The following is a 24,217-nucleotide window of genomic DNA, read 5'->3' as shown; positions in this document are numbered from 1 at the left end:
CGCTGCGCATGGGCGTCAACCCTTACCTCACCGGAAGACACAAGTGCGATGAATGCCGAAACGCTCGATCTTCAATCCTCGAGAGCCCTGGAAGCCATCTTCAAGGAGCACCTCGACAACACCATGGCCTGTGGCGAGGCCTTGAATCAGCTGTTTTCGCAGTTGCAGGATCCCGACGCTTACATTGTTCGCGTCAAGCAGCTGGAAGAGAAAGGTGATCGTCTCACGGCGGAGGCGTATCACGCCCTGGAACTGCTCGACTACTCGGAGTTCATCCATATCACCGAACAGTTCGTCAAACGCCTGGATGACATCGTGGACGGACTCAACGATACCGCGCGCCTGATCGACATCTGCCATCCGCACAAGATAGAGGATGAGGCCCACAGCATACTGTCCGTGTTGACCAGCATGATTTCCCAGCTGCGCGAGGAAATGACCCGCTACCCCGACAACGAGCTGGAGAGCGTGAAGGCACTGCGGGAGAACCTGAAGCGCAGTGAGGAAGCAGCCGATCTCATTTATCACGACTGGCGCAAGAAGCAGTATCGCATCCTGGTGCTGCCGCTGGTGGATGAGTTCAATTGGACGGAGATACTGGGCGTACTGGAACAGACTACCGATTCCGCCTACCATGCGGCCGTCCTGTTGGAACGCTTCGTGCGCTACCGGCAGCGGCAATAGGCGGGTCGGGCCGCTACTCCAGTCCTTGATCCACGCCATGGCCACGACCGCCAGCCCCATCAGACTGCGGTACTAGACCACCCCGAAGGCTTGGCCCAGAGGCACGCGGCAGCCGGCCCATGCGGCTCCTTGCCAGCGGTGAGCGGGCCCATTTCCCGCTCGCCGGGGCGCGCGGCCAGTTGACCTGCGCGGGCAGGGATGCTGCTACTCACGGCACAAGCCAGGGGTCGTTGTGCCTGAATCAGTCCTGATCATGCCCGTGAATCCTGGCGAGCCAGCCCATGGTGGCCGCCACAAACAAACCGAACGCCACCACGATGGTTTCGATGGGGAATTCCGCCTTGAGCATGAGGCTGTAGGCGCCCAGCATGAGCAGGATACTGGAGTTCTCGTTCAGGTTTTGCACGGCGATCGAATGTCCCGCACCCATGATCAGATGGCCGCGGTGCTGAAGCAGGGCATTCATCGGCACCACGAAATAGCCGCCCATGGCGCCGATCAGGATCAGCATCGGTATCGCAATGCGCCAGTCGTGCACCAGCACCATCGCTGCGACGGTGAGTCCCATGGCGATGCCAACCCGCAGCACCTTGACTGCATGGTTAAGGGGTACAGCGTGACCCGCCACGGCGGCGCCTATGCCGATTCCGATCGCCACTACGGCGGTCAGTTGCGTCGCCTGCTCCAAATCGAAATTCAAGGCGGCCGCGGACCACAGGATGATGATCAGGCGCAGGGTGCTTCCGGCTCCCCAGAACAGGGTGGTGACTGCCAGGGAGACCTGGCCGAGGGGGTCCTTCCAGAGTTGCATGAAGGAAGCCGCAAAATCCCTGACGATGTAGCCGATGGTTCTCCGTGGCAGGGTATGGTCGATGGGCAGCTTGGGTATGTATAAATTGAACAAGGCGGCGATCAGATAAAGGCACAGGACGATGGCGATGGCGCATTCCGCTGCCGAGTCCAGACTCGCGGGGAGTATCGCCTGCTGCGTCAGTTGCAGCACCAATCCTTCAGCGCGGGGGCCGATCAGGATTCCACCGACAATGGCGCCCAGGATGATGGCCGCCACCGTGAGGCCCTCCAGCCAGGCATTGGCCCAGACCAGGCGTTCCGGCGGCAGGCATTCCGTCAGGATGCCGTACTTGGCCGGTGAGTAGGCGGCGGCGCCGACGCCCACCAAGCCATAGGCCAGGAGCGGATGCACTCCGAGCAGCATGGCGAGGCAACCCAGCATTTTCACCGTATTGCTGATGAGCATGACGCGGCCCTTGGGCAGGGCATCGGCGAAGGGACCGGCAAAAGGGGCCAGGACGATAAAGGCCACCACGAAGCCCTGCTGCAGCACCGGCGTTTGCCAGGACGGGGCCGCTAGGCTGCGCAACAGGGCGATGGCCGCAAAAAGCAGGGCATTGTCCGCCAGGGAGGAAAAGAACTGAGAGGCCAGTATGACAGGAAAGCCGCGTTGGAGCGCGGCTTCGTTCGCGGCCGGTCGGCTGCTGGTTTCGGCAGGACTCGAGTGCACGTTATGGGGCCATCGTGGTGAGAGAAAAGGGTCGGGCTAGGCGGCAGTCACGAGGGCACAGTTCCGTGCCGGGAAGTCCGATTCCTGATTGGCGCCCGTCACATAGAGGGATGCATCCGAGGCAAGAAAAACCAAGGCCCCCATGAAATCGGTGGGTTGGGCCATCCGCCCCAGGGGCGTGCGCCGGGAGTACTCCGCTACGAAGCAGTCGTCCTGAGCGTTTTTGACACCCCCGGGACTGAGGGCGTTGACCCGCACCCCCGCGGCGCCCGAGTAAGCGGCCAGAAATCGGGTAAGCCCTAGGAGTGCTGATTTGGTGGCCGGATAGACGGGCGATTTGTAAAAGCGCTGGTCTCCGTCGAGATCCCGATACAGGGACTGATCCGGTGCTACCAGGCCATAGGTGGAGCCCAGATTGATGATGCTGCCGGCGCCCAAGCGCGCCATTTCCGCTCCGATGACCTGGCAACAGAGAAAGGGGGCCGTCAGGTTCGCATCCAGGGCGCGTTGCCAATGATCCAGGGGATAATTCTCGAAGCGGGAAGTCTCCAGCCCGGTTCCCGGAGCCTCCACCTTGTCGTTGATGGCGGCGTTATTGACCAGCACGTCGATGCGACCGCAGCGCTCCAGAACGGTATCGGCCAGCTTGCGCAAAGAGTCGCGGCAGCACAAGTCCGCCTCTACCGCGAAAGCATCACCGCCCAGTTCGGCGACAAGGTACTGGCACCCGGCGAGATCCAGATCGGTCGCCACCACCCTCGCCCCGGCTTGCGCCACGGCTTGGCAGTGGCGGCGCCCCAGCAAGCCCGCGGCGCCCGTGACGATGGCGGTCCGACCTGCCAGAGAGAAGCTTTGCGAGACCGTCATGCCAACTGCCTGTTCAACCGGCCGGCATCGAGACGTGGCTTGACATGGAAATGACTGGTCTTGCGGAATACCGCTTGCACCAGATCACCACGAAGTCGCTGCAGGACCTCACCGCGTTCGACGGCATCATTCAGCGCAATCAGTGATTTTTCATAGGCGGCAAGGGTGTATTCGATGTCCTCCGGAAGGTGGCTGTATGACAGGGCATGGGTCCCGGACCAGAGGATGCCGCGCCGCAACAGTTCCTGCTGCAGCAAGGTTTTCATCGCCAGCGGATCGCCGTCCATTGGCGCCAGGTTAAGCAAGCTGCGGAACGGATAGCCTGAAACTGACACGTAGTCCATCTTCAGCTTCCTGATGAGCTTACGTAGCCCGTCCGTTAGCCGTTGTCCGGTCCGCGCAATTTCCGCCTGTACGTGGTGCTTTTCCATGAAATCGATGCAGGCGATGGCTGCAGCCAGGGACAGGGTCTCGCCGCCGAAGGTGGTAAAGAAGAAGACATCTTTCTCCAGCAGGGACATGACATCCCGGCGCCCGGTGATGGCTGCTATGGGCATGCCATTGGCCATCGCCTTGGAAAACAGGCTCAGGTCGGCGCGCACGCCCAAAAACTCCTGGGCGCCGCCCAGGGCACACCGGAAGCCGGTCCACATCTCATCGAAGACGAGCAGAGCGCCGAATTGTTCGCAGACCTCGCGCAGGGTCTTCAGAAAGCTGCCGTCCTCCTGCTCGAACACGAGTGGTTCGAGGATCACACACGCCGTGCCGTCGTCGATGGCATCCAACACAGAAGCGATATCGTTGTACTGGATCGTATGGGTCAGGTCGCGGGTCGCGGCCGGGATGCCCGCGGCGCGATCGGTGATGCCGATATACCAGTCGTGCCAGCTATGGTAACCGCAGCACAGCACCCGCTCGCGGCCGGTGTAGGCGCGCGCCAGGCGCATGGCGGCGGTCGTGATGTCGCAGCCGGTCTTGCAAAAGCGCACCGCCTCGGCGTTGGGAATGCAATCGCGCATACGCTCGGCCAGTTCCACCTCCAGGGGATGCATCAGGGAAAAGGTAATGCCGTCCTGCAATTGCCGCTGGATCGCCTCATCCACAGCCGGGTGGCAGTAACCGAGTATGACCGGGCCCACGCCCATGCTGTAATCCAGGTACTCATTGCCATCCACGTCCCAGACGCGGGCGCCGCGCCCACGCCGCAGGCACTTGGGGGCGATGCCATTGGAGTACTGCGTCGGGCCTTTCGCCAGGGTTTGGGTGCCGGCCGGGATGAGGCCGCTCGCCCGTTCCCAGAGGCGGTTGGATTCGGTGATGTCCGGAAACTCCGGGTTGAACGCGACATGATTGGGCATGGCTTAAACCTTGAGTGATGAGAGGTGGGCGGTATCGCGCGAGTCGACGGTCTTGAGCTGATGCAGGTGATGGCGATACCAGTTGACCCCGAGGTAACGCTCATTGATGTCTGCCAGCTGCGGGCGGCTGGCCAGCAGATCGAGGATGTCCTCGACTCCAAATACGGGGTTCTCCGGGTACAAGGTTTCGAAAACCTGCCGGATGAACGCGCAGTCCTCGGCGTAGTCGAGGGTCCAGCGGTGGCTGAGTGAGCCGTCGCGCGTCACGGCAGCCTCCTCGTCCCAGCGAACATTGGCGAGCTTGAAGCGTTCCGGACGTTCCCACAGATAAGGCGGCGTGTGCTCCCGTTCCATGGGTAGCATGGCTTCGCGCCATGCCGTTTCCAACGCATCCAGCCGCATAACCTCGACGTCGTTGCCGTCGGGCCAACTGGCCAGATGAAGATTGCTGACGTAATCGCAATCGGATTGCATGACGCGATCAAGCACCTGGTCGATGACGTCCGGGTCGATCAGCGGGCAGTCCGAGGGAATCTTGGCATCGGCTTCCGCGCCTGCGGCGATGCGCCGCGCTTTCTCGATGAACTTGGGGCGGTTCTCGAATTTGAATGTTTCGCGCATGTCCGAAGTAGCCACCAGGACGTGGTCCCGGTGGGGGACATCGTTATCCAGGTACGCCGCACAGTGGTCGAAAGTGGGAATGCCGGTCACCCGGATTTTTTCCGGACGAACGCCTTTGCGCTCGAACAGGCTCCGATAGCCCTCGGAGGCAACGCGGAAGAGGTCATAGGCATTCGACAACCCCTTGGCGGACGTCTGCGCAAGCCAGCGCGGCAGCCGCGGGGCGCGCACCAGGTGATAAGCCGGGGTCTCCGGGTCGGTCATCCCTTCCTGCACGAGCACCAGGCGGCTGTTACGGATGCGCTTCGGTACGATCAGGTCAATGCAGGTAAGCACCAGGTCATAGGGTCCGTTGACGTCCTCGAAGTCGAAATTCACGCCGCATTCGGTGAGAAACTTCGCGGTCTGGCGGTGGAACTCTCCCCCCAGCACGGTGAAGTCCAAGGCCCCGGTGCGTTGCACCAGACGCCCCGGCCCGTCACAGAAATAGGGGGTGAAATTGGCGTGGAATTGCGGAAGATGAAGGGATATCTGATACATCATCCGGGTCTGGTTCAGGGAACCGCAGATAAACAAGGCCTTCATGCGATCGCGTTCGTCGTGGTCGTCAGCATTCGCTCTAATCTGCTCCGTTTTTGCGACAGGGGTATGACTGGAGCTTTGCAGTTTGGTGACGCCGGCGCGGAAGCTTGCACGTCTGCGATGTCGCTGTTCATATCGCAAAGCACCGCGATGGCCTCGCCCCGGAGGGCGCGGAAAACATCAAGTTGCGTTCCGGCCTCACGCCGGAGTTGAAGAGCTAAATCACGCGCCCCGTCCTTCGCCCTGCGCAGGGTGATTTCAGTCCTGGGCGATGATTGCAGCCCCGGCGATCTATGAAATTGATCCGCTACGGTCGGCAGAGTGACCCGCCGGGGAACTGTCGTTGGATTGGCGCGAAAAATCCCTTATGCTTAGCGTTATATTATTTGTTACTTAACGATGTGACGAACCCGAAAAGGCGCGTGCAGCGGGTTCCATTTACAACTCGTCCTGACATGAAGGAGAACCGCCCATGAAGGTACTGCGCTCGTTGCTGCTTGCTTGTCCGCTGCTGTTTGCAACAGCGGTCCATGCCGAAAAGATCACAATCGCCGCAGCCTCCGACCTCAAGTTTGCCATGGACGAGATCGTGACTAAGTTCAAGAAGGAGCATCCGGGGAATGAAGTGGAGGTGGCCTACGGTTCCTCCGGTAACTTCAATACCCAGATCCAGCAGGGTGCGCCTTTCGATTTGTTTTTCTCCGCCGACATTGCCTTTCCCCAGAACCTGGTGAAAGAGGGCTTGGCGGCATCCGAAGTCAAGCCTTATGCCATTGGCCGCATCGTGCTTTGGAGCGCGACGCTGGATGCCTCCAAGATGACATTGAAAAATCTGACCGATCCCAAGATCACGCGTGTCGCCATCGCCAACCCGAAGCACGCACCTTATGGCAAGCGGGCGGAAGAAGCCTTGCGGGCATCCGGACTTTGGCAAAAGGTCGAGCCCAAGCTGGTCTTCGGCGAAACCATTGTCCAGGCCGCCCAGTTCGTCCAGACCGGCAATGCCCAGGTCGGCATCATCGCCCTATCTCTGGTCAGCAATCCGGAACTGTCCAGCAAGGGGGGCTACTGGCTGATCCCAGAAAATCTGCATGAGCCCCTGGAGCAGGGCTTCGTCATCACCAAGCGCGCCGAGGGGAATGCTTTGGCCAAGACGTTCGCCGACTACATGGGCAGCAAGCCGGTGCGGGCCGTGATGACCAAGTACGGCTTTGCGCTGCCGGGTGAAGTGAAGGGTAATCTCAAATCGAAGAAGCCCTGAGCGCCGGCCGGCGGAGTGGGCAAGGCTCCATCCTCGTTGCGGTGTCAGGCGGATTATTTCGGGGACTGATGCCGACCCAATGGCTGATGGCCCTGCTGGGCACGATCCTGCTAATTTCCGCCAGATTGACCTTACAGCACACGTGCTGACGGAGGGCTGATGTTGCTGGCCGACAATGACCTGCAAGCCATTGGATTAACCATCCGTTTGGCGAGCATCGTGACCTTGATTTTGCTGGTCTTGGGTACACCCATTGCTTGGTGGTTAGCGCGAACTCAATCCCGTTGGAAAGGACCGCTCGGCGCGGTCGTGGCCTTGCCTTTGGTGCTTCCACCCTCGGTGCTGGGCTTCTACCTGTTGCTGGCCATGGGACCGGATGGCTTGATTGGGCGGATCACCCAATCGCTGGGCATGGGGCTGTTGCCCTTCACCTTCTGGGGGCTGGTGGTGGCGTCGGTGCTGTATTCAATGCCGTTTATGGTTCAACCCCTGCAAACCGCCTTCGAAGCGATCGGCGACCGGCCGTTGGAGGTCGCGGCTACCCTGCGGGCGTCTCCCCTGGATGCCTTCTTCACCGTCGCCGTGCCCCTGTCACTACCGGGTTTCCTGACCGCTTGCATCCTGACCTTCGCCCACACGGTTGGAGAGTTCGGCGTCGTGCTGATGATCGGCGGCAACCTGCCCGGCGCGACCCGCGTCGCCTCGGTGCAGATTTACGATCATGTGGAAGCGCTCGAATATGCCCAAGCCCACCGCCTGGCGGCGGCCATGCTGATCTTCTCCTTCGTGGTCCTGCTGGGTCTCTACCTTTGGCGGCCCAAGGCCAAGAAGGGGTAGTCATGTCGGACATCCAAGCACGGTTCCGTCTCGATTGGCCGGGCTTTCTCCTCGATGTGGACCTGGCCTTGCCAGGCCGGGGAGTCACTGCTCTTTTCGGTCATTCCGGCTCCGGCAAGACCACGCTGCTGCGCTGCATCGCCGGACTTGAACGTGCGCCACAAGGTCGCTTGGCAATGAATGGCGACGTCTGGCAGGACGCTCACCACTGGACTCCGCCCCATAAACGACCGCTCGGTTATGTGTTCCAGGAAGCCAGTTTGTTTCCCCACCTGACCGTGCTCGGTAACTTGCGCTATGGCGCGAGGCGGATTGGCTCGGAGCAGCAGGTCAGATTGGACCAAGCAGTCGAACTGTTGGGCATCGGTCACTTGCTGGAGCGTAAACCGGACCGGCTTTCCGGTGGCGAACGTCAGCGCGTCGGCATCGCGCGGGCTCTTGCGGTCAATCCGCGCATCCTGCTCATGGACGAGCCACTGGCCGCCCTGGACCTCCGACGCAAAGCGGAAATCCTGCCCTACCTGGAGCGGCTGCATAACGAGTTGGATATTCCGGTGTTATATGTGAGCCACGCGCCCGATGAAGTGGCGCGGTTGGCCGACCACCTGGTCGTTCTGGAAGAAGGCCGGGTATTGGCTCAGGGCGTATTGACCGAAACACTGGCCCGGCTCGATCTGCCGATCCGGCTCGGAGAGGATGTGGGCGCCGTGCTCGACGCGACGGTCGGCGCCATTGACGATGAGTGGCATCTGGCCCGCGCAGATTTTCCCGGTGGCCAACTTTGGACGCGGGATCACGGCGTGCCGCTTGGGCGTAAAGTCAGGGTGCGCGTGCTGGCCAGAGATGTCAGCCTGGCTCAACTGCATCCCGGCCCGAGCAGTATTCAAAATGTTTTCCCAGGTGTGGTCGATGCCATCGCGGATGATGAACATCCAGGGCTGGCGCTCGTTCGGGTCAAAGTGGGGGAGTGCATACTGATTGCGCGCCTGACCAAGCGGTCGGCGGTCGAGCTAAAAGTATCGAGTGGCCAACAGATCTGGGTACAGGTTAAATCGGTCGCTCTGCTGGAATAGCACTGTCAGATTTGAGCATGCCCAAAACAGCGGTATTTCTTGTCGGGATTCGCCGGGCTGACCATCCCCACGCAGGAAACCCGAGGAGAATCAAGATCGCCGCGCAGTTGGTGGATCAGCGGACTGAAGTTGGGCGGCGAAACACATTTTGTTGACGACGTCCGCCGCTGGCGCGGTAGAGCGGAAAAATTTTGTGAAGTCAGAATGTTTAGCCAATGCCGCACTCATGGCAAGTCCTGACCATCAGTTAGTCAACCCAGAACGCCAACGGACGCCTGCCCGCCTGGCTTGCACTGAAAGCATTGGCCTGCGGAGTACTGCGCGATGGCCTCTATCTGTTGCCTTACCGGCCGGAATTTCGGCAGATCCTTCAGACTCAAGCCGAATAGCTTGGTGTTGCTGGTGTATCACCTGGATTGCGGCGGGATTCCCATCGCGGAAGCGGCTGGGTTGGAAAGCAACATTCGGGGCATGCACCAGCGTTTGACCGGCGACGACATCCTGTTGGCCGAAGTCAGAAAGACCCACCCTGACACCGGACATTCTCTAACGTCAGCTTTTGCTTTCCTTGGTTGAGCGCGACGTGCCCCTTGCTGTCATCCAATTCAGTGATCAGCGTTTGGCAAGTTACCTGGATATTGCAGCCGTTCAGGGCGGTTACGATTCGGCTGCTGGTTCTTTTGCCGCAGGCTGCAGAAACCAAACCAAACCAAACCAAACCAAACCAAACCAAAGCCGACTGTGTTTTCACCGCTCCTCCCAAGCCGCACAGAGCCAAAGCGGCTAGCTGCCAGTCCGCCTGTCACAATCCCAAATCACTTAGGCTCGGGTGATCCACGGGGCGTGCCCCCAGTGGCCAGTGGAACAGGCGGTCTTCCGGTGTGATCGGCAGGTCGTTGATGCTGGCGAAGCGCCGTTGCATGAAGCCTTGCGGGTTGAATTCCCAGTTTTCGTTGCCGTAACTGCGGAACCACTGCCCGGAGTCGTCGTGCCACTCGTAGGCAAAGCGCACGGCGATGCGGTTGCCGGTGAACGCCCACAGTTCCTTGATCAACCGATAGTCCAGTTCCCTGGCCCATTTGCGCTGTAGAAACTGCCGCACTTGCTCGCGGCCCTGGGGAAATTCGGCGCGGTTACGCCAGAGGGTATCTTCGGTGTAGACCAATGCGACCCGGTCGGGATCGCGGGAATTCCAGGCGTCCTCCGCCATGCGCACTTTCTGCGCTGCGGTCTCGGCGGTGAAGGGTGGAACGGGGGCTTTGATTTCTGAAGTCATGGGTTTTGCTCCGTTGTGATGGGATGAGCAGACTCAGGCCTGCCACATGCCCGACATGCCGACGTAACTGGGCATGGCACGGAGTCTCTGAAACCAGCCCACGATATTGGGGTAAGAGTCAATCTCGATGCCACCTTCCGGCGCCAAAGCCAGGTAAGGATAGATGGCGAGATCGGCGATGGAAATGCGCTCGCCTAACAGCCAATCGCGGCTTTCCAGCTGGCTTTCGATGATGCGCAGCACCTTGTCGGCGGTCTGTCGGGCCTTGTCCACATCGATTGCCCTTCCGAACTTGTGGTGCACGCGCAGCAGGGCCGGGCCGTGGAAGATTTCGTTGGCGGCGGTTGACAGCCAGGCAGCGATTTGCGCCAGTTGGTAGGCATCGTCGGGCCACCAGGCTACGCCGCCATAGCGTTTCGCCAGGTATACCAGAATGGCCTGACTGTCACGGATGATCCGACCGTCATCATCCAGCACCGGCACCTGGCTAAAGGGATTGAGGTGGAGATATTCCGCGCTGCGCTGCTCACCACCCGCGAGATCGACGGGCCTGAGTTGATAGGGCAGGGACAGAAAATTCAGCAGCATCCGGACCTTGTGGCAATTGCCTGACAGCGACATGTCGTAAAGGGTGATCATGGGGTTCTCCTGATTTATATGAAACGTTCAAATTGCACCCGTTCGGCGCGAATTCCGAGGTTTCGGGCGGTTTGGCGCACGGCATCAATCAAACGGGTGGGCCCGCAGACATAGATGAGAGCATCGGCGGAGACATTGGCCAGCACGCCGGCCACGTCCAGCCGGGACGAGTCGGACGCCTGGCTGAAGTAGAGCCGGCATTGCTCGGGGAACCGTCGCTGCAACTCCCGGGCGAAGGCCATGTCCTGCAGCGTTCGGCCAGTGTAGTGCAGTTGGAAGTCCGCGCCCCACGCGGCCAGGGATTCCGCCATGGCCTTGATCGGCGTGATGCCGATGCCGCCGGCAATCAGAACGGTCGGACAGTCGTCCTCATGCAATGGGAAATAGTTTTCGGGCGGGTCGACCTGGAGACGGGTGCCCAACTGCCAGCCCTGGTGCAATGCCCGGGAGCCTCCTTCACCGTCATCCATCCGCAGCACGGCGATGCGATAAACCTCCGAATCATCCGGCGCGTCGGTCAGCGAATAGGCGCGCGAGGTCACGCTGCCATCGGGCAGTTCGACCGGCACGCGCAGATGCGCGCCGGCTTGATATTCAGGCAGACTGCCGCCTTCGGCATGGCTTAGTTCATAGGCACGGATGCTCGGCGTCACTTGGCGAATGCCGGTGATAGTCAGCGGTATCGCGCCAGCGCCCAAGGCGCGCGGGACGGATTTCTCCATCGCTTCGGGTTGGCGGCGGACTTGTTCGATCAGCGCAGCAACTTCCTGCTGACTGTAGCGCGGCGTGATGTATTTGGGGCAATTCCAGTCGAAGGCCTCGACCCGGATCAGGATGCCGCGCTCGACCGGGGCGCGGGAGTCCGGCAATTCCATTTTCCTGAGCAGCTCCGGCTCGGTACGTTCGTCCACCGCACGCGCCCGGCCCCAGATCTTCAGGCGCAGCCGGCGCGGATAATCCATCAAGATCAGGCTCACCCGGTCGTCACCGCGCAGATTGCCGACCGAGATATATTGGCGGTTGCCGCTGAAATCCGCATAGCCAATGGTGCGCTCATCCAGCACCCGCAAGAAACCCGCGGGTCCACCGCGATGCTGCACATAGGGCCAACCGGTCTGGCTCACCGTGGCCTGGTAAAAGCTGTCGCGCTCGGCGATGAAGGCTTGCTCGGCCTCGCCCAGAACGACCGTCTCAAGCGCGCCGAACTCGGCTCCCTGGTAAGACGTGCGGCTGCCCATTTCGCTCTGCACCACCTGTACGTCCGGCGTAAAACTGATCTTGGCAAAAGCGCGTGCCATGGTTGTGCTCCTCTTCGATAAGGCATGAAAGAGAAAGAGCGTCAGGGCGTCCCTCCCCATGGCTCGGGCCACACAACTAGGCGGCTTGCCTCAGAGCCACTTTCGGGAAATCGATCTCCACCCGGCTGGCCTTGCCCAGGATATTGGTCAGCACATTCATGCCCACGTGGGTGATAACCTCGACGATATCCGCCTCGCTAAACCCGGCGTCGCGCATCCCCTGCAACTCCCCGTTGGTCACTTCGCCCTTGTGCTCGGCCAGGGCGCGGGCGAAACGGACCGCCACCGCCGCCTTGGCATCCTGGCTGGAACCGGCGCGGTTGGCTTCGATCTCCGCGCCGTTCAAACCGGCCTTGCTGCCAATGGCGGTGTGCGCCGACAGGCAGTACTCGCAGCTGTTCTGCTGGGCCAGCGCAAGCGCGATGCGCTCCCGTGTGGCGGGGTCCAGTGAACCGTGGAAGGCGATGTGATGCAGGCCCAGGAAGGCTCTCAAGGCATCCGGCGAGTTGGCGAACACCCGCAGAAAATTGGGCAACATGCCCAATTGGCTCTGGATGGCCTCGAACAGGGCGCGTTGCTCGATCGTGGCGGTTTCGTTGCTGACAGTGTTGATACGGCTCATGGCAGTTCTCCTGTAAGGGCAGGGTGAGTCAATGGCCTGGTGAAACTCAACAGGCGGGTGCAGTGTGCCTTGTTGCATCGCAATAAAGAATCACCAAAAATATCAATTCATACTTCCGAAAAGTGGAATACTTCATGGATCGTCTGCATCTCATGAGCGTATACGTGGCGGTGGTGGAAGCGGAGGGTTTCGCCGGGGGCGCCCGCAAGCTGCAGATGTCGCCGCCGGCAGTGACGCGCGCGGTGGCGGCCTTGGAGGAGCGCCTGGGTGTGAAACTGCTGAATCGCACCACCCGCTATGTGCGAATGACCGAGGCCGGCCAGAAATACTACGAGGATGCCAAGCGCGTCATCGCGCTGGCCGATGAGGCCGATGATGCGGTGCTGGGGATCAACGTGGAACCGCGCGGCCAATTGGCGGTGACCGCCTCGGTGCTGTTCGGCCGTTTGTTCGTGATGCCCGGCATCGTTGAGTATTTGCGGCGATACCCGGAAGTGGAAGTCAACGCGCTGTTCGTGGATCGGGTGGTCAATATGCTGGAGGAAGGTCTGGACGTGGCGATCCGCATCGCCGAACTGCCGGATTCCTCCTACCGGGCGCTGCGCGTCGGCACGGTCAGGCGGGTCCTGTGCGCATCACCGGAGTACCTTGAGACCCATGGCATTCCGCAATCTCCCGAGGATTTGACCCGGCATCGCATCATCCTGGCACGCGGGCTGAATCCCGCCAATGAAATCCGCTTTCAGCGCGATGGGACTGCGCAGACGATCAAGCTGCAGCCGATCCTGAGCGTCAGCGACAACGACTCCGCGGCCAGCGCCGCGTTGGCTGGCCTGGGCATTACCCGCTTGCTGAATTATCAGATTGCCGGTTATCTGAAGAACGGACAACTCAAGATCCTGCTTAGCAAGTTCGAGGTTGCATCGGTCCCGGTCCACATCGTGCATCGCGAAGGCCGCCATTCGTCCGCGAAGATCCGCTCCTTCGTCGACTTGATGGCAGAGCGCTTGCGGGCGGAGCTGTCGCTCAATTGACTTTGCACGGCACGTTGAATTATTTGGACTTGGCGCCCGGAAAGAGCGGGGATGATCGCGGAATCTGGGCAGCCCCAATCTCAGCGGAGGACCACACGTTTATTTAGGTAGCCACGGAGAAGCGAGAGAGCCATCATCCTTTATGATCAACTACCGAATTAACGGTGCTGGGGGAGCGGCCGAACTTCTTGGAGTCAAGGTAACGACGCTGGCTTCGCGCATCAAAGCCTTGCAGATTCCGGTGAGGCCGGAGGAAGAATAGCCAATGACGCCAATCGCTCCGTGGGGAGTCGGTTTCTCGGTTTTAGAAATCGTGTTGGCGACGTCTACATCTATGGAATGAGATGCTTGCCGCTTTGCCTCAGACATGGCGGAAACACGATAGCCGATGGAACGAGTTCCATCGGCCCGATTGACGCGTTGGCCGCTCTAATCAGCCTGACTAATAATGGGGCAGTTGACGATAAAGCCCGATGCTTTGAATGCACCGCCGCCTGGCGCGGTGATCAGATGGCTCTTCGCCAGATCAAATGCACTTCCGACGTCCGTTTGCAGCAGATTTTTTCCTTTGGCGACTGCAGCAGCCGTCCATTCGGCGAGATTAACGTCCCATAGCGGGCTGTAACGTCCCTGATCAGGTGTCCAACGCAATACATTCAGGGGGGCTAGCCCGTCCAGCAAGGCAGAACTGAATCCCTGCCGTTGCGGGTTATCGGCTCCGGTCTGGCCGTTGACGAATCCCACCAAGGTCGCACGGGCGGAATTACTGCCATCGCCGCCTGCGAAAGGCGCTGCGTTCAACTGGGGCGCGAAGGTTACGCCTTCCAGGGCTGCGGCGGTGAAGTCCGAGGCATCCGTGGAAACATAATAGACTTCCTTGCCGTTGGCGTAGCCTTCGGTTTCCTTATAGACGACCCTACCGACGGAGGTATCGACGCTGACGACCTTGTCTGCCTGGCCCGATTCATTGGCGATGTGGGGCGCATTCAGTAGTGTGCCGTCCGGCAGTTCGATGAGCGGACTATATCCCGGATTTCCGGTGGCGCCGGGCTGGACCGCTGCAGGCGGAAAGCCCGCTGGTCCGGGGACGGCGATGCGCTCCGGGCTGAAGTCCACCGTGGCAGGAAACTGGATGACGCCATCGGTAACGGTCACCTTCTGCACGGCTACCGTTCCTTTCGCATTTAGCAGTTTGTCGGAGCGATTGACCCTGTATTGGCGCGCGGCGGTGTCGCTCGATGCATCCAATATGACGTACCAGACGGACTTTCCGTCGCTGGTGCCGCGATGCAGCGGCAAGCTGACCGTGTGTTCAGCAGAATTTTCTACCGCGCTTTCCACAAAGAGGCGCCTGGTTTCGATTGAGGAATCTGCGAGCGCTGTCATTGAGAGTAAAGCGCCGAGGGCTAGAACAGTTTGCTTGTTGATCTGAGATGGCTTGGTCATGGTGTTCTCCTGATGGATCTGCATAGTGAGCGTCTCACGGTGGGAGACTGCGAGTGTCCTGCCAATTTCTGCTTGCAGAATCGACAGCATGGTTACTGGAACGCCTACGAAAAGCTCAGAAACTCCTCGCAAAGCATAAGAGTCAGTGCAATGCACCAGGCTCCCCCGTGTACCACCGGGAAATCCGGCTGCGATGCGAATTCAGTAGGCTGCTGCGATTTCGGGAAGCCCGATGTCTGTCAAGGCTTTCTCAGAGTTGGATAACCCTGGAGAAAGACCCAGTCGTTTTCTCGGGACGAAGTGTGGCAACCAAGGCAACTGTCGGCGTAGCCCTTAGAGACGTTGATATTGGGATGGCTCGCTTCGAACAGGGCCCAGCCCCACCCTTCCCCCCAGTGGGAGCTACCTTTGAAGCGCTGCTGTGTGTCCTTGACCATCATGAACCAGACGGAATTGTCGGCAGCCCACTGAACGGACCCGGTGGTCAAGTTGGCGGAACCGATCTTGCGAATCTCCTTGATCAATATCGTCCCGTCGGGAAACCGCCCGGTATTCTTAAATGCCTTGACCGCTTCGGGTTGGGTATAGACGTCATGAAAGCCGAAACCCGGCGCCTTGGGATCATCGACCAACCAGGAGCCTAAATGGCTCCAGTCTTCGCGAAAGCCTTGGGGCAGCAGAATCTCGCCCGTGGAACTTACATAGGTACGATACGTTTCCGCAGCGAGCTCGGATGCTGACAGGTTTGATGCGCCAAAGCAGCCGAGAAGCAAAACCATGGGAAAGCATGTTGTTGCATTCATAAGAGCGATTCCGTGACAGCGCGCGTGATGGGACATTCAGCGCCCCGTGGCCAAACCGTTTCGATGGATCAAGCGATCCAAGGAAAGCATGCCAGGCCCATGAAGCAAACAAACCAGCAACATGATGCCCCAGATCTCATGCTGCTCCAGTCCCGCCACACCCAGGTCCGGATAGGACACCACGGCGATGATGTTGAACAGGAACAGCACGCCGGCCGCCCACCGGCCAAACAGGCCGAAGGCCAAAAGGACCGGAAAAGCCAGCTCGACACTGGTACCTAGATAGGCCGCTATTTCAGACGGCAAGAAGGGCACCGAATACTCCTGATCGAACAGATAAAGCGTGCTGTCCCAGGATTGGATCTTGGTCAGGCCGGCAGTCCAGAAGGCATAGGCAACCCAGAGCCTTAATATCAAGTCACCTACCGGTGATAACTGATCGAGACGCCGGGAAATCAGGTTCAAATAATTATTCAAAGTGGTCTTTGAAAGGCCTAACGAGCTGGTCATCTGTACGCTCATGGTCAATCTCCCTGAATCGAATGAGATAAATGTGTGAACAGGCCGCGCTGAAGCCAGCCCAGGAGGGAGGTAAAAAGATTGAAATAGTCGTCTGAAGTGATGGCCAGGTCGGCCGCTTCGATGAGCGTGGCTCCCTTGGCAAGCGCAGTCAGAAGGGCGTAATCGCCGGCATCCAGTGAATGGATTTCGACTTCCAATTTGGGCCGCACGATGAGCAGCCGGCATCCGCCCTCGCGCAGGTTGACGCGGTCGTCCCCGGTAAAGCCCGACTGATTGAACTCCCAGATGCGAAGCACCGGATAATCCGAAACCATCAAGCGTGCGGAAGGCTGCATCTCCAACCGAACTCCGCCCTGGGATTGCGGCGGAACGGCATCGAGGGCTGAAATTTTCAGTCCTTCCTCGTGACCCTCTTGAAAGGCCTCCTGCCGAAGCCATTCGAGCTTGGCTACATCCGCCAAGTAAGGCAGGCTCCTGGCTGGATGGTAATTCGCAAGGAAGGCAGGAAATCCAGTTCCATACTCAAACAAACGGGGTGAGCGGGGTGGATTGAGACAGACATACCGCCGCGCCATCGCATCGAAAAACGCTTCACCGACCAGACGGTTCACCACCGGGAAGCCATCGCGCAAAGCCTCGGTCAGACCAAGAATCGAATTGTTGCGGTAGATGGCCAATCTTTTGGCCGATGGAATACCATTGGCTCGAAGCCACTCGCTAGGGAAATTCTCCCCACGCAGAACGCTACGGGCGAAATCTCGCTGTAAGTCATGCAGCTTGGGCACAATGGGCCTCCATTAGAAGGTTGGCCCTTCTCGCCTCGCCAACCAATGTGTCTAGTCTCGGCAGATTCGTATCCCATTCCACCAGCGTCGGACAGGGCCCAAACCGATCCAGGGCCTGTTCATACAGGTGCCAAACTGCCTCACAGACTGGGCGGTCATGGGTGTCGATCAGGATTTCCCCGCCCTCGAACCGATTGAGGCAATGCCCGGCCAAGTGAATTTCCTCCACACGTTCGGCCGGGATGCAATTGAGGTATTCCGCGGTATCCCAACCGTGGTTGCGACACGAGACATAAACATTGTTGACGTCCAATAGAATTCCGCAATCGGCGCGGTACGACGTCTCCACCAGGAAGTCAGGTTCCGAAAGAGTGGAGTGCGTGAACTCCAGGTAGCTGGAGGGGTTCTCGATCAGGATCCGCCGGCCCAGAAAATCCTGGGTCTGTCGGATGCGGCTGACGAGATGATCCAAGGCCTCTTCCGTGTAAGGCAGCGGGATCAGATCATTGAGATAAGCTCCTTCCATTGAACTCCAGGAAAGGTGCTCGGAGACCAGAATCGGCTCAATGCGCGCCGCCAAATACTTGAGTCGCTGCAGATGGACCCGGTCCAGCGGATCAGTCGATCCAAGGGAGAGCCCTACCCCGTGCAAGCTGACCGGATAATCGCCTCGCAGCTTTTCCAGGTAGAAAAGCGGCGCTCCGCCCCGGCCGAAGTAGTTTTCGCTGTGTACCTCCAGCCAGCCAATCTGAGGACGGGAATCGACCAGCCCCTGGTAGTGCGGCGGCCGCAGCCCGATTCCGGCCAAGGCCGGAATCGTCGCTAAGGCGTCTGTTTGTGAAAGAAGACGCGCCATAGTCAGGCCTTATTTCGGGGCAGCCGCCGCGGCTTCGAGGCTGGCGCCAACAATTCGTTCGCAGGTTCCCTTGGGTAAGGCAATGAAGGCGTCTTTCTGACCGTCCTGAAGCGAATGTCCCGCACAGGCATTCGATAGGGTCTTGCAATCGTTTTGCCCGGTTTTAGCAATGCCGTAGCACTTTTCGACATTCTTCTTTTCACCGGCCAATGCGCTCGACTGTGTCCCGAGTGCTCCCAAACTAATAATCGAAGCCAAAGCGGTGATGACGATGGTATTTGTGTCTTTCATGGAGTGTCTCCCGTTAGTTGATGAATGGTTGCCGCGCGAATGAACGCCGCGTCGATCACATGGGAATCAATCTCCATGCCAGGTCGCCACAATCAAGCTTTCTCAATTGAATTCAACAAGATGAATCGTATGCGCGTAAAATCAACGAACCTTATGGATTCCGCCACCCACCAATAGTTGTGGCGCGCCACGGATAGTTGCGGGCATGATTGACGGGGAGCTGATGGGCAGGATGCCGCGGAAGACCTTTCTCGATCCGGCAAACCTGCAATATCTCGATAATTTGAGAAGCGCCGGCCACAAGGTTCGAGGTTCACGTAGGGCTGAAAGCAAGGTGGTTTGGCGCCCCGGGGCCAGGCGCACGAGCGGATGAAAGTGACTCCAGCAGGCTAAAAATGGTTGACGATTCAAACTCTATGGGCGCAAAAGTCGGGTCAACCAAGCCCGCCGTAGGCGCCGACGAACTTGCGGTATTGCGTGCCATCGTTGAAGGGACCGCGCAGACCACCGGCGACGATTTTTTTCGCGCGCTGGTCCGGAATCTGAGCATTGCCACTGGCGCGAAGAATGCCTTTATCGCCGAGTTCGCAGATTCTAAAACCCGCGTTAGGACCTTGGCGTTTTGGGTGGACGGCGAATGCGTTGCCAACCAGGAATGGGATCTGGCTGGCACGCCTTGCGAGGAAGTGCTGAGTGGAACGCTGTGTCACTACCCTGCGGAGGTGGAGAAGCTGTTTCCCAAGGAAGTCGGGGTGGAAAGCTATCTCGGTGTGCCGCTTCGCGACAGCGGCGGCTGCATCCTCGGGCACCTGGCGCTGTTCGACCGCCGAGCCATGCCGCCGGAGCCGAGGCTCTTGTATACCTTCGAGATATTTGCGGCCCGCGCCGCCGCGGAACTGGGGCGCATCCGCATGCTCGAGCAATTGCGCCAGAGCGAGGAACGCTTCCGCGACCTTTTCGACGAGGCCCCCATCGCTTACGTTCACGAGGATCTGGAATCGCGATTCATCCGAGCGAACCGCACCGCCATGCGGATTCTAGGCATAACCCCCGAGCAGGTGACCGGGACTGTCGGCATGTCCTTCATACCCGACACGCCTGATGCGCAGCGGCGCGTTAAGGAAGCTTTCGAATCGATCGGCAAGGGAACCGACACGGGCGGCGTGGTTTTGGAACTCCGTCGAAAAGACAACGGCCAGCCGATCTGGATCCAGTGGTGGTCGCGGCCCGATCCCGGCGGACAGTTTACCCGGACCATGTTCATCGATATCACCGAACGGGTATTGATGGAGCAAGAGCAGGCGCGGCTCAAAGCGCAGAATGCGTACCTTTTGGAAGAAATCAGAGCGGACCATAACTTCGACGAAATCGTTGGCCAAAGTGTGGCTTTGCGGATGCTGCTCAGCCATCTCAGCCGAGTTGCAGAGACCGACGCCACCGTGTTGATCCAGGGAGAGTCGGGTACCGGCAAGGAACTCGTCGCCCGTGCTGTCCATTCGGGTAGTCGCCGTGCGGATCGACCTCTGATCAAGGTCAACTGCGCCGCGCTCCCCGCGAATCTAGTGGAAAGTGAGCTGTTCGGACATGAGAAAGGCGCCTTCACTGGCGCCATTGCCAAGCGCATTGGACGGTTCGAGCTGGCCGACGGCGGTACGATTTTTCTCGACGAAATCGGCGAGATTCCCTTGGATGTACAGGTCAAGTTGCTAAGAGTCCTGCAGGAACGGGAGTTCGAGCGTATCGGAGGCACCCGGCCGATCAAGGTCGACGTGCGTGTAATTGCGGCGACCAATCGCAACCTGCTGGAGGCTGTCGCCGGCAAAGCCTTCCGGGACGATCTCTACTATCGGCTTAACGTCTTCCCGGTCCGGACTCCGCCGCTCCGTGAGCGACTGGAAGATATTCCGGCACTGACAACCCATATGGTTGCCAAGTTCGCGTCACGGATCGGCCGCAAGATAACTTCGGTGAGCGATGCATCCCTGGCGCGTATGCAGGCCTATCGTTGGCCTGGAAACATCCGCGAACTTGAAAATGTCATCGAGCGGGCGGTTATTCTGGCCGATGGTCCGGAGTTGGAAATCGACCCGGACATGTTGCCGGGCTCACATGATTCATCGGAGTCGGAGCGGATTTCCAAAAGCTCCTCAATGCATCGCCTGGAGGCGGTGGAGCGGGAACATATCGAAACCGTCTTGACCCGGACACGCGGCGTAATCGAGGGTCCGCAGGGCGCAGCCAAAATCCTTGGGCTTAACCCCAGTACCTTGAGGTTTCGAATGAAAAAGCTGGGGATATTGTCAGGCCATCGGACTGCGTCAAGCGGCGAGGGATAGGACGTCGAGTCAGTGGGAAAAGCCCAGCCGGAATTTGGCCGAGGACACGCCGCCAGTTATATGCTTTGGCGGCGTGCCGGTTGATTTACAATCCCGCCTCTCCGAAAACGAGACGCTTACGGATTTCCTTGTCCTGAAAGCAGCGTCAGGGAATATGCCGTGGGTAGACTTCTACCGCGACTTTCGAATCGGAGCGCCACTCGCAAACTTTGCCCTGGCAAGAGTTCGCCATTCGGCAGAAATACCCGAAGGTAGGGATCACCGTCGCGGCTCATGCCACTGGCATTCCGCAGGCGGACGGTTTTCGGCAATTGCTTGACGACGACTAGGAGATGAGTGTCGATTGCCGTTTCGCCTCGGTTGGTGATTCTAAAAACCTTGCCGCGGCGTCCCAATGAGCTCTGCCGGTTTGGTGCCATCATCTCGATGAAGGCTTGATCGGTGACATCCAGAAACTCTAATCCCTGATCGCGACGAGCCAATGGATCGTTGTCGTCGATTGCGAGCCCGCTGGGCATCAAACCGTCTTTTGCACCGAGTATGGCCAGGTCTGGACGGTATTTGGAATAGGTGAGATCGCGTTCGTTGGGCTGCAACGTATCGGTCGTCGACTTCGGATCGTACTTTACGAGCGTAGGGTCGTAGAGCGCGTTCTCCAAGAACTCGGTCAAATCGTCCATCTGCTTTTGCGAAAGCCCTAAGCCTCTGGGGTAACCCGCTCCACGAGGATGAGTAAACCGCTCCGTGAGCGTGGGCGCCGCACCAGCAGTCGGGTCCTGTGGAATGCCGGCATTAAAGTAGTCCACGACGTCACGGATCTTAGTGAACGATCCGTTATGAAAATACTGCCGTCCATCCTTCAACTGCCGCAGGGTCAAACTGCGAAACTTGAACGCATCGTCAGCATTGTGGGTGACCTCCTGGCGCCCGGTGTCCTCAGCGTGATACGGGAAACCGTCAGATCCCAGTCGGTTTGGGTCGAGGCGATCCCGAGCTGCGGCGTTCAGCGCCTGAACCGGGTGGTCGCCAATACCGATATTGAAGAAATTCTCCTCGACCAAGGCTCCGACACCAGCCACATCCGGATCGTCCGGTTGCTTGTTAAGCGTCGGTCCGCTGTGGCATTCGAAGCAGCCCGCTCCGCCGGCGGTGCCTGTCGCAGGGGTAAAAAATAAGCGGGCACCACGCCTTTGTGCTGGCGTCAAAGCCTGGTTATCTCCAGCCAGGAACCGGTCGAATGGCGTATTTCGGGTGACAACCGTGCGCAGAAAAGTCGCGGTTGCACGGAACACGGTTGGGTCGTTGATGAGACTGTCACAAGCGGTCGGTGCAGGTGGCGATTCGGGAACGCAGCCTGGTGCTTGAACCGCTTCCTCGGGAAAGGCATCGCGGAACAATTTCCGGTATGCGCCGAACTTGGACAGTTCCGCCGACTGGAAGCCAATCATCCGGTGGGCATCGAGGAGCAGGAGGGTCAAATTCTCATGGGCCGGATCATTGAATGGGTTGAGTGAGCCCGGGGTCACTTGCGGTTCACCGGCAAAACCGCCGAAGAGCAGTCGGTTGTTGAACGCAAACCCAACCATGGACGGGGACAGGCGACCCACACTGTCGATTTGATCGAGCCGGCCTGTAGCCAGCAACGCGGTGGGCGGCGGTTCGTGATAGAACAAGGCTGGCGTGGTCACTAAACGCTGACCGAGTGCATCGATGAAGATATCGGTCAGTGTCGGCAACGAATCGACCATCAAGTCACCGGGAAAAATCGGTTCGCCCCGTACTTTGGTGAGAATGGCTTGGGGCCGGCGGCGGGGAATGAAGTTTCCGTCCTGATCAGTGTAACCTCGGCCCTCGCCACCGGTGTTGAAATTGAGCAACTGGCCGGCCTTGCCCGCCGCCTCTCCAATATGACAGCTCCCACAGGAGCCGGTTTGTTTCGTGGCGTCGACAATCGCTTGAATGTTTTCATCAGCTGCATTTAAGGTCCCGCCAAACACGGTTCCGGAGGGCAGGTTCAACGGTTGGCCTTCATTGATATTGACCCGCGCGGTCCGGACGGGATCGTGAAACAGCATTTTGCCGAGATAGCGCTTGGCTTCCGTCGTTTCGTAACGGCCTGGCTGCGCCGCAGGGCTTGGCGGTACCGGGATAGCGTCAAACGTCTCCGGCACCTGCAGCTTTTTGATGCCGCCGACCTGATGATCGATGAAATGACGCAGAGCCGATGCGGAGTTATGCTGTTCCACATCGGCGGCCACATTTCCTTCGAATAGCGCAAGACCCAGAGCGGCAAGGTAAGAATACCAACGCGTTCTAGAATGGCAGCTGACGCCGCGGGAACTGGGTAAATGAGTGTGGGGTTGAGCGAGCATTTGTATACCTCCAGGACTGATGTGAAATGCAGTCCTCGGGCTTCCCGTGGGAACCTTAGAATCACGTCTTCTGCATCACTGTCACCGACAACCAGTTCTTAGGAAAAGCAAGCTTGATGATCAACCATCACATTCCGTGTAAAGCCGACTAGTTAAACTTGTTCCAGGAATCAGGATCAGGATGCGATTAAGACGGCGCCACGCGGCGATGAACTGCGTCGCTAACTACGCGCAATTCGTGCCAGAGTCTTTATGATGAAGGTTAGAAAGCTAGCTAATTGAATTTACGCGTCGAGTCAGCTTCTGTTCTGTGAAGACATGGAGAAAATCGGCCGCAGTTTGAAACTATTCTAAGCTTGAAACCACAAAATCTGGCGGCTGCCCTCAATATACTGTGGAGATCCATACTAAAGGAGACATGCCTCGTATCGGAGTGGAGCAGACGTTGACACTTTCATCGAACAGTCAGACGGCCGGACTTGGCCGATCAGACGCATCCACCGTCGTTCCGCAAAGCCGCCGCTCAAGGTGAATTTCACGGAGGGGTCGAATGGCTTCTTTGGCCGAACTGCTGAAATTCATGAACGGGACGCGTCAGTCTCTTTCTCGTCCATTGCGGCCAACCAACATTGGCTTCCAATTCGCGTGAACGACCGGAAATCGAAAAGGTTCGAGAAATTTGTGGAACCGCCCAATTCCTGTGAGTCAGGAGGTGTACATGATAGGTTGGTGTTTCGAAAAAGCGGACACAACAAATCCATCTTGCCTTAGCGCAAATTGCCGCTCCTAAAAATACAGCATCGGCCACTATAACTTTAATCCCGGCATCCTCGGCGATGCGGCCTCCGGCGCAGGCCGCAACCGGCTTTCTAATTCGGCGGAGTAGTCGGCGTATCGTATCCGTCCGGTAATCCCATCTGTAAGGCGCCCGATGGATTGCGCAAGATAGTGTCCACTTCAGTTTTTAGTGGACACTTTCATGGACTCATCTCCCAAGCGTACCCGGCGCTTCCATAGCGTTGATTTCAAGCGGCAGGTGGTGGACGCCTGCCGACAGCCCGGTGCCTCAATTGCCGCGGTCGCGCTGGCACACGGCATCAACGCCAACCTGGCGCGGCGTTGGCTGCGCGAA

At 59.0% G+C, this 24,217-nt stretch carries 23 protein-coding genes; 7 read left to right on the top strand and 16 right to left on the bottom strand.

Translation table 11 applies throughout. The features are described 5' to 3' along the window. Nucleotides 1-48: 48 nt before the first annotated feature. On the top strand, nucleotides 49-684 hold the full coding sequence (locus EK23_RS13710; RefSeq protein ID WP_045225958.1) for a DUF47 domain-containing protein: 636 nt from the start codon (nucleotides 49-51) through the stop codon (nucleotides 682-684). Between the two features lie 241 nt (nucleotides 685-925). Here EK23_RS13710 and lplT read toward each other — a convergent pair whose 3' ends face one another. From lplT to EK23_RS21810, 4 genes are read right to left on the bottom strand one after another with little or no spacing between them, the layout of a single operon-like run. Then, on the bottom strand, nucleotides 926-2,206 hold the full coding sequence (gene lplT / locus EK23_RS13705; RefSeq protein ID WP_082054188.1) for a lysophospholipid transporter LplT: 1,281 nt from the start codon (nucleotides 2,204-2,206) through the stop codon (nucleotides 926-928). Between the two features lie 36 nt (nucleotides 2,207-2,242). Beyond that, nucleotides 2,243-3,073 carry an SDR family oxidoreductase gene (locus EK23_RS13700; protein ID WP_045225957.1) on the bottom strand — a complete coding sequence of 277 codons (831 nt, stop codon included), beginning with the start codon at nucleotides 3,071-3,073 and terminating at the stop codon, nucleotides 2,243-2,245. After that, nucleotides 3,070-4,431: an aminotransferase class III-fold pyridoxal phosphate-dependent enzyme gene (locus tag EK23_RS13695; protein ID WP_045225956.1), complete on the bottom strand. Its 1,362-nt coding sequence runs from the start codon at nucleotides 4,429-4,431 to the stop codon at nucleotides 3,070-3,072. Before EK23_RS13695 ends, EK23_RS13700 begins: the two co-directional genes overlap by 4 nt. Nucleotides 4,432-4,434: 3 nt before the next feature. Then, nucleotides 4,435-5,637, bottom strand: a complete 1,203-nt coding sequence (locus EK23_RS21810) for a glycosyltransferase family protein (RefSeq protein WP_052808174.1) — start codon at nucleotides 5,635-5,637, stop codon at nucleotides 4,435-4,437. A 469-nt stretch (nucleotides 5,638-6,106) separates the two neighbouring features. Between EK23_RS21810 and modA the strand changes: the two genes are divergently transcribed. From modA to modC, 3 genes are all read left to right on the top strand, one after another. Then, the gene (modA, locus tag EK23_RS13685) at nucleotides 6,107-6,895 is read left to right on the top strand and encodes a molybdate ABC transporter substrate-binding protein (RefSeq protein WP_045225955.1); all 789 of its coding nucleotides are present in this window, start codon (nucleotides 6,107-6,109) and stop codon (nucleotides 6,893-6,895) included. A 159-nt stretch (nucleotides 6,896-7,054) separates the two neighbouring features. Further along, nucleotides 7,055-7,732, top strand: coding sequence for a molybdate ABC transporter permease subunit (gene modB / locus EK23_RS13680; protein WP_045225954.1), 678 nt, complete (start codon nucleotides 7,055-7,057; stop codon nucleotides 7,730-7,732). 2 nt (nucleotides 7,733-7,734) lie between these two features. Further along, nucleotides 7,735-8,805: a molybdenum ABC transporter ATP-binding protein gene (gene modC, locus EK23_RS13675; RefSeq protein WP_045225953.1), complete on the top strand. Its 1,071-nt coding sequence runs from the start codon at nucleotides 7,735-7,737 to the stop codon at nucleotides 8,803-8,805. 514 nt (nucleotides 8,806-9,319) lie between these two features. On the opposite strand, the gene EK23_RS23320 is transcribed toward modC, so the two are convergent. From EK23_RS23320 to EK23_RS13650, 5 genes are all read right to left on the bottom strand, one after another. Next, complete coding sequence (locus EK23_RS23320) at nucleotides 9,320-9,556, bottom strand: hypothetical protein (protein WP_145998662.1); 237 nt, start codon at nucleotides 9,554-9,556, stop codon at nucleotides 9,320-9,322. Between the two features lie 51 nt (nucleotides 9,557-9,607). Further along, nucleotides 9,608-10,081, bottom strand: coding sequence for a nuclear transport factor 2 family protein (locus EK23_RS13665; protein ID WP_045225951.1), 474 nt, complete (start codon nucleotides 10,079-10,081; stop codon nucleotides 9,608-9,610). A gap of 33 nt (nucleotides 10,082-10,114) precedes the next feature. Continuing rightward, nucleotides 10,115-10,720, bottom strand: a complete 606-nt coding sequence (locus EK23_RS13660; RefSeq protein ID WP_045225950.1) for a glutathione S-transferase family protein — start codon at nucleotides 10,718-10,720, stop codon at nucleotides 10,115-10,117. Nucleotides 10,721-10,734: 14 nt separating this feature from the next. After that, nucleotides 10,735-12,018 carry a pyridoxamine 5'-phosphate oxidase family protein gene (locus tag EK23_RS13655; RefSeq protein ID WP_045225949.1) on the bottom strand — a complete coding sequence of 428 codons (1,284 nt, stop codon included), beginning with the start codon at nucleotides 12,016-12,018 and terminating at the stop codon, nucleotides 10,735-10,737. 76 nt (nucleotides 12,019-12,094) lie between these two features. Next, nucleotides 12,095-12,640, bottom strand: coding sequence for a carboxymuconolactone decarboxylase family protein (locus EK23_RS13650; RefSeq protein ID WP_045225948.1), 546 nt, complete (start codon nucleotides 12,638-12,640; stop codon nucleotides 12,095-12,097). Nucleotides 12,641-12,774: 134 nt separating this feature from the next. On the opposite strand from EK23_RS13650, the gene EK23_RS13645 reads away from it, so the two are divergent. Continuing rightward, nucleotides 12,775-13,674, top strand: a complete 900-nt coding sequence (locus EK23_RS13645) for a LysR family transcriptional regulator (protein WP_045225947.1) — start codon at nucleotides 12,775-12,777, stop codon at nucleotides 13,672-13,674. 429 nt (nucleotides 13,675-14,103) lie between these two features. Here the strand turns inward: EK23_RS13645 and EK23_RS13640 are convergent, their stop codons facing one another. From EK23_RS13640 to EK23_RS13615, 6 genes are all read right to left on the bottom strand, one after another. Next, nucleotides 14,104-15,210, bottom strand: coding sequence for a DUF7482 domain-containing protein (locus tag EK23_RS13640; protein WP_145998661.1), 1,107 nt, complete (start codon nucleotides 15,208-15,210; stop codon nucleotides 14,104-14,106). 149 nt (nucleotides 15,211-15,359) lie between these two features. Next, the gene (locus tag EK23_RS13635) at nucleotides 15,360-15,959 is read right to left on the bottom strand and encodes a cytochrome P460 family protein (protein WP_200892160.1); all 600 of its coding nucleotides are present in this window, start codon (nucleotides 15,957-15,959) and stop codon (nucleotides 15,360-15,362) included. After that, entirely contained in the window at nucleotides 15,960-16,445 is a 486-nt protein-coding gene (locus tag EK23_RS13630) for a DoxX family protein (RefSeq protein WP_235282064.1), read from the bottom strand. It lies immediately after the preceding gene. A gap of 2 nt (nucleotides 16,446-16,447) precedes the next feature. Beyond that, on the bottom strand, nucleotides 16,448-17,230 hold the full coding sequence (locus EK23_RS13625; protein ID WP_045225943.1) for an HvfC/BufC N-terminal domain-containing protein: 783 nt from the start codon (nucleotides 17,228-17,230) through the stop codon (nucleotides 16,448-16,450). Further along, a complete protein-coding gene (gene bufB / locus EK23_RS13620; protein WP_235282063.1) occupies nucleotides 17,214-18,038 on the bottom strand; it encodes an MNIO family bufferin maturase in 825 nt (274 codons plus the stop codon). Before bufB ends, EK23_RS13625 begins: the two co-directional genes overlap by 17 nt. A gap of 57 nt (nucleotides 18,039-18,095) precedes the next feature. Then, entirely contained in the window at nucleotides 18,096-18,377 is a 282-nt protein-coding gene (locus EK23_RS13615) for a BufA1 family periplasmic bufferin-type metallophore (RefSeq protein WP_045225941.1), read from the bottom strand. Nucleotides 18,378-18,793: 416 nt separating this feature from the next. On the opposite strand from EK23_RS13615, the gene EK23_RS24585 reads away from it, so the two are divergent. Next, on the top strand, nucleotides 18,794-20,713 hold the full coding sequence (locus EK23_RS24585) for a sigma-54-dependent Fis family transcriptional regulator (RefSeq protein WP_235282062.1): 1,920 nt from the start codon (nucleotides 18,794-18,796) through the stop codon (nucleotides 20,711-20,713). 116 nt (nucleotides 20,714-20,829) lie between these two features. Here EK23_RS24585 and EK23_RS13605 read toward each other — a convergent pair whose 3' ends face one another. Then, nucleotides 20,830-23,085: a cytochrome c peroxidase gene (locus EK23_RS13605; RefSeq protein ID WP_082054186.1), complete on the bottom strand. Its 2,256-nt coding sequence runs from the start codon at nucleotides 23,083-23,085 to the stop codon at nucleotides 20,830-20,832. Between the two features lie 979 nt (nucleotides 23,086-24,064). Here EK23_RS13605 and EK23_RS24705 point away from each other — a divergent pair. Further along, nucleotides 24,065-24,217, top strand: a 153-nt coding sequence (locus EK23_RS24705; RefSeq protein ID WP_045226071.1) for a transposase, incomplete at its 3' end; no start/stop codon positions are given.

Origin of the sequence: Methyloterricola oryzae (genome assembly GCF_000934725.1) — a bacterium.
Classification (GTDB): Bacteria; Pseudomonadota; Gammaproteobacteria; order Methylococcales; family Methylococcaceae; genus Methyloterricola; species Methyloterricola oryzae.
This window is presented reverse-complemented; position numbering and strand designations above follow the sequence as displayed.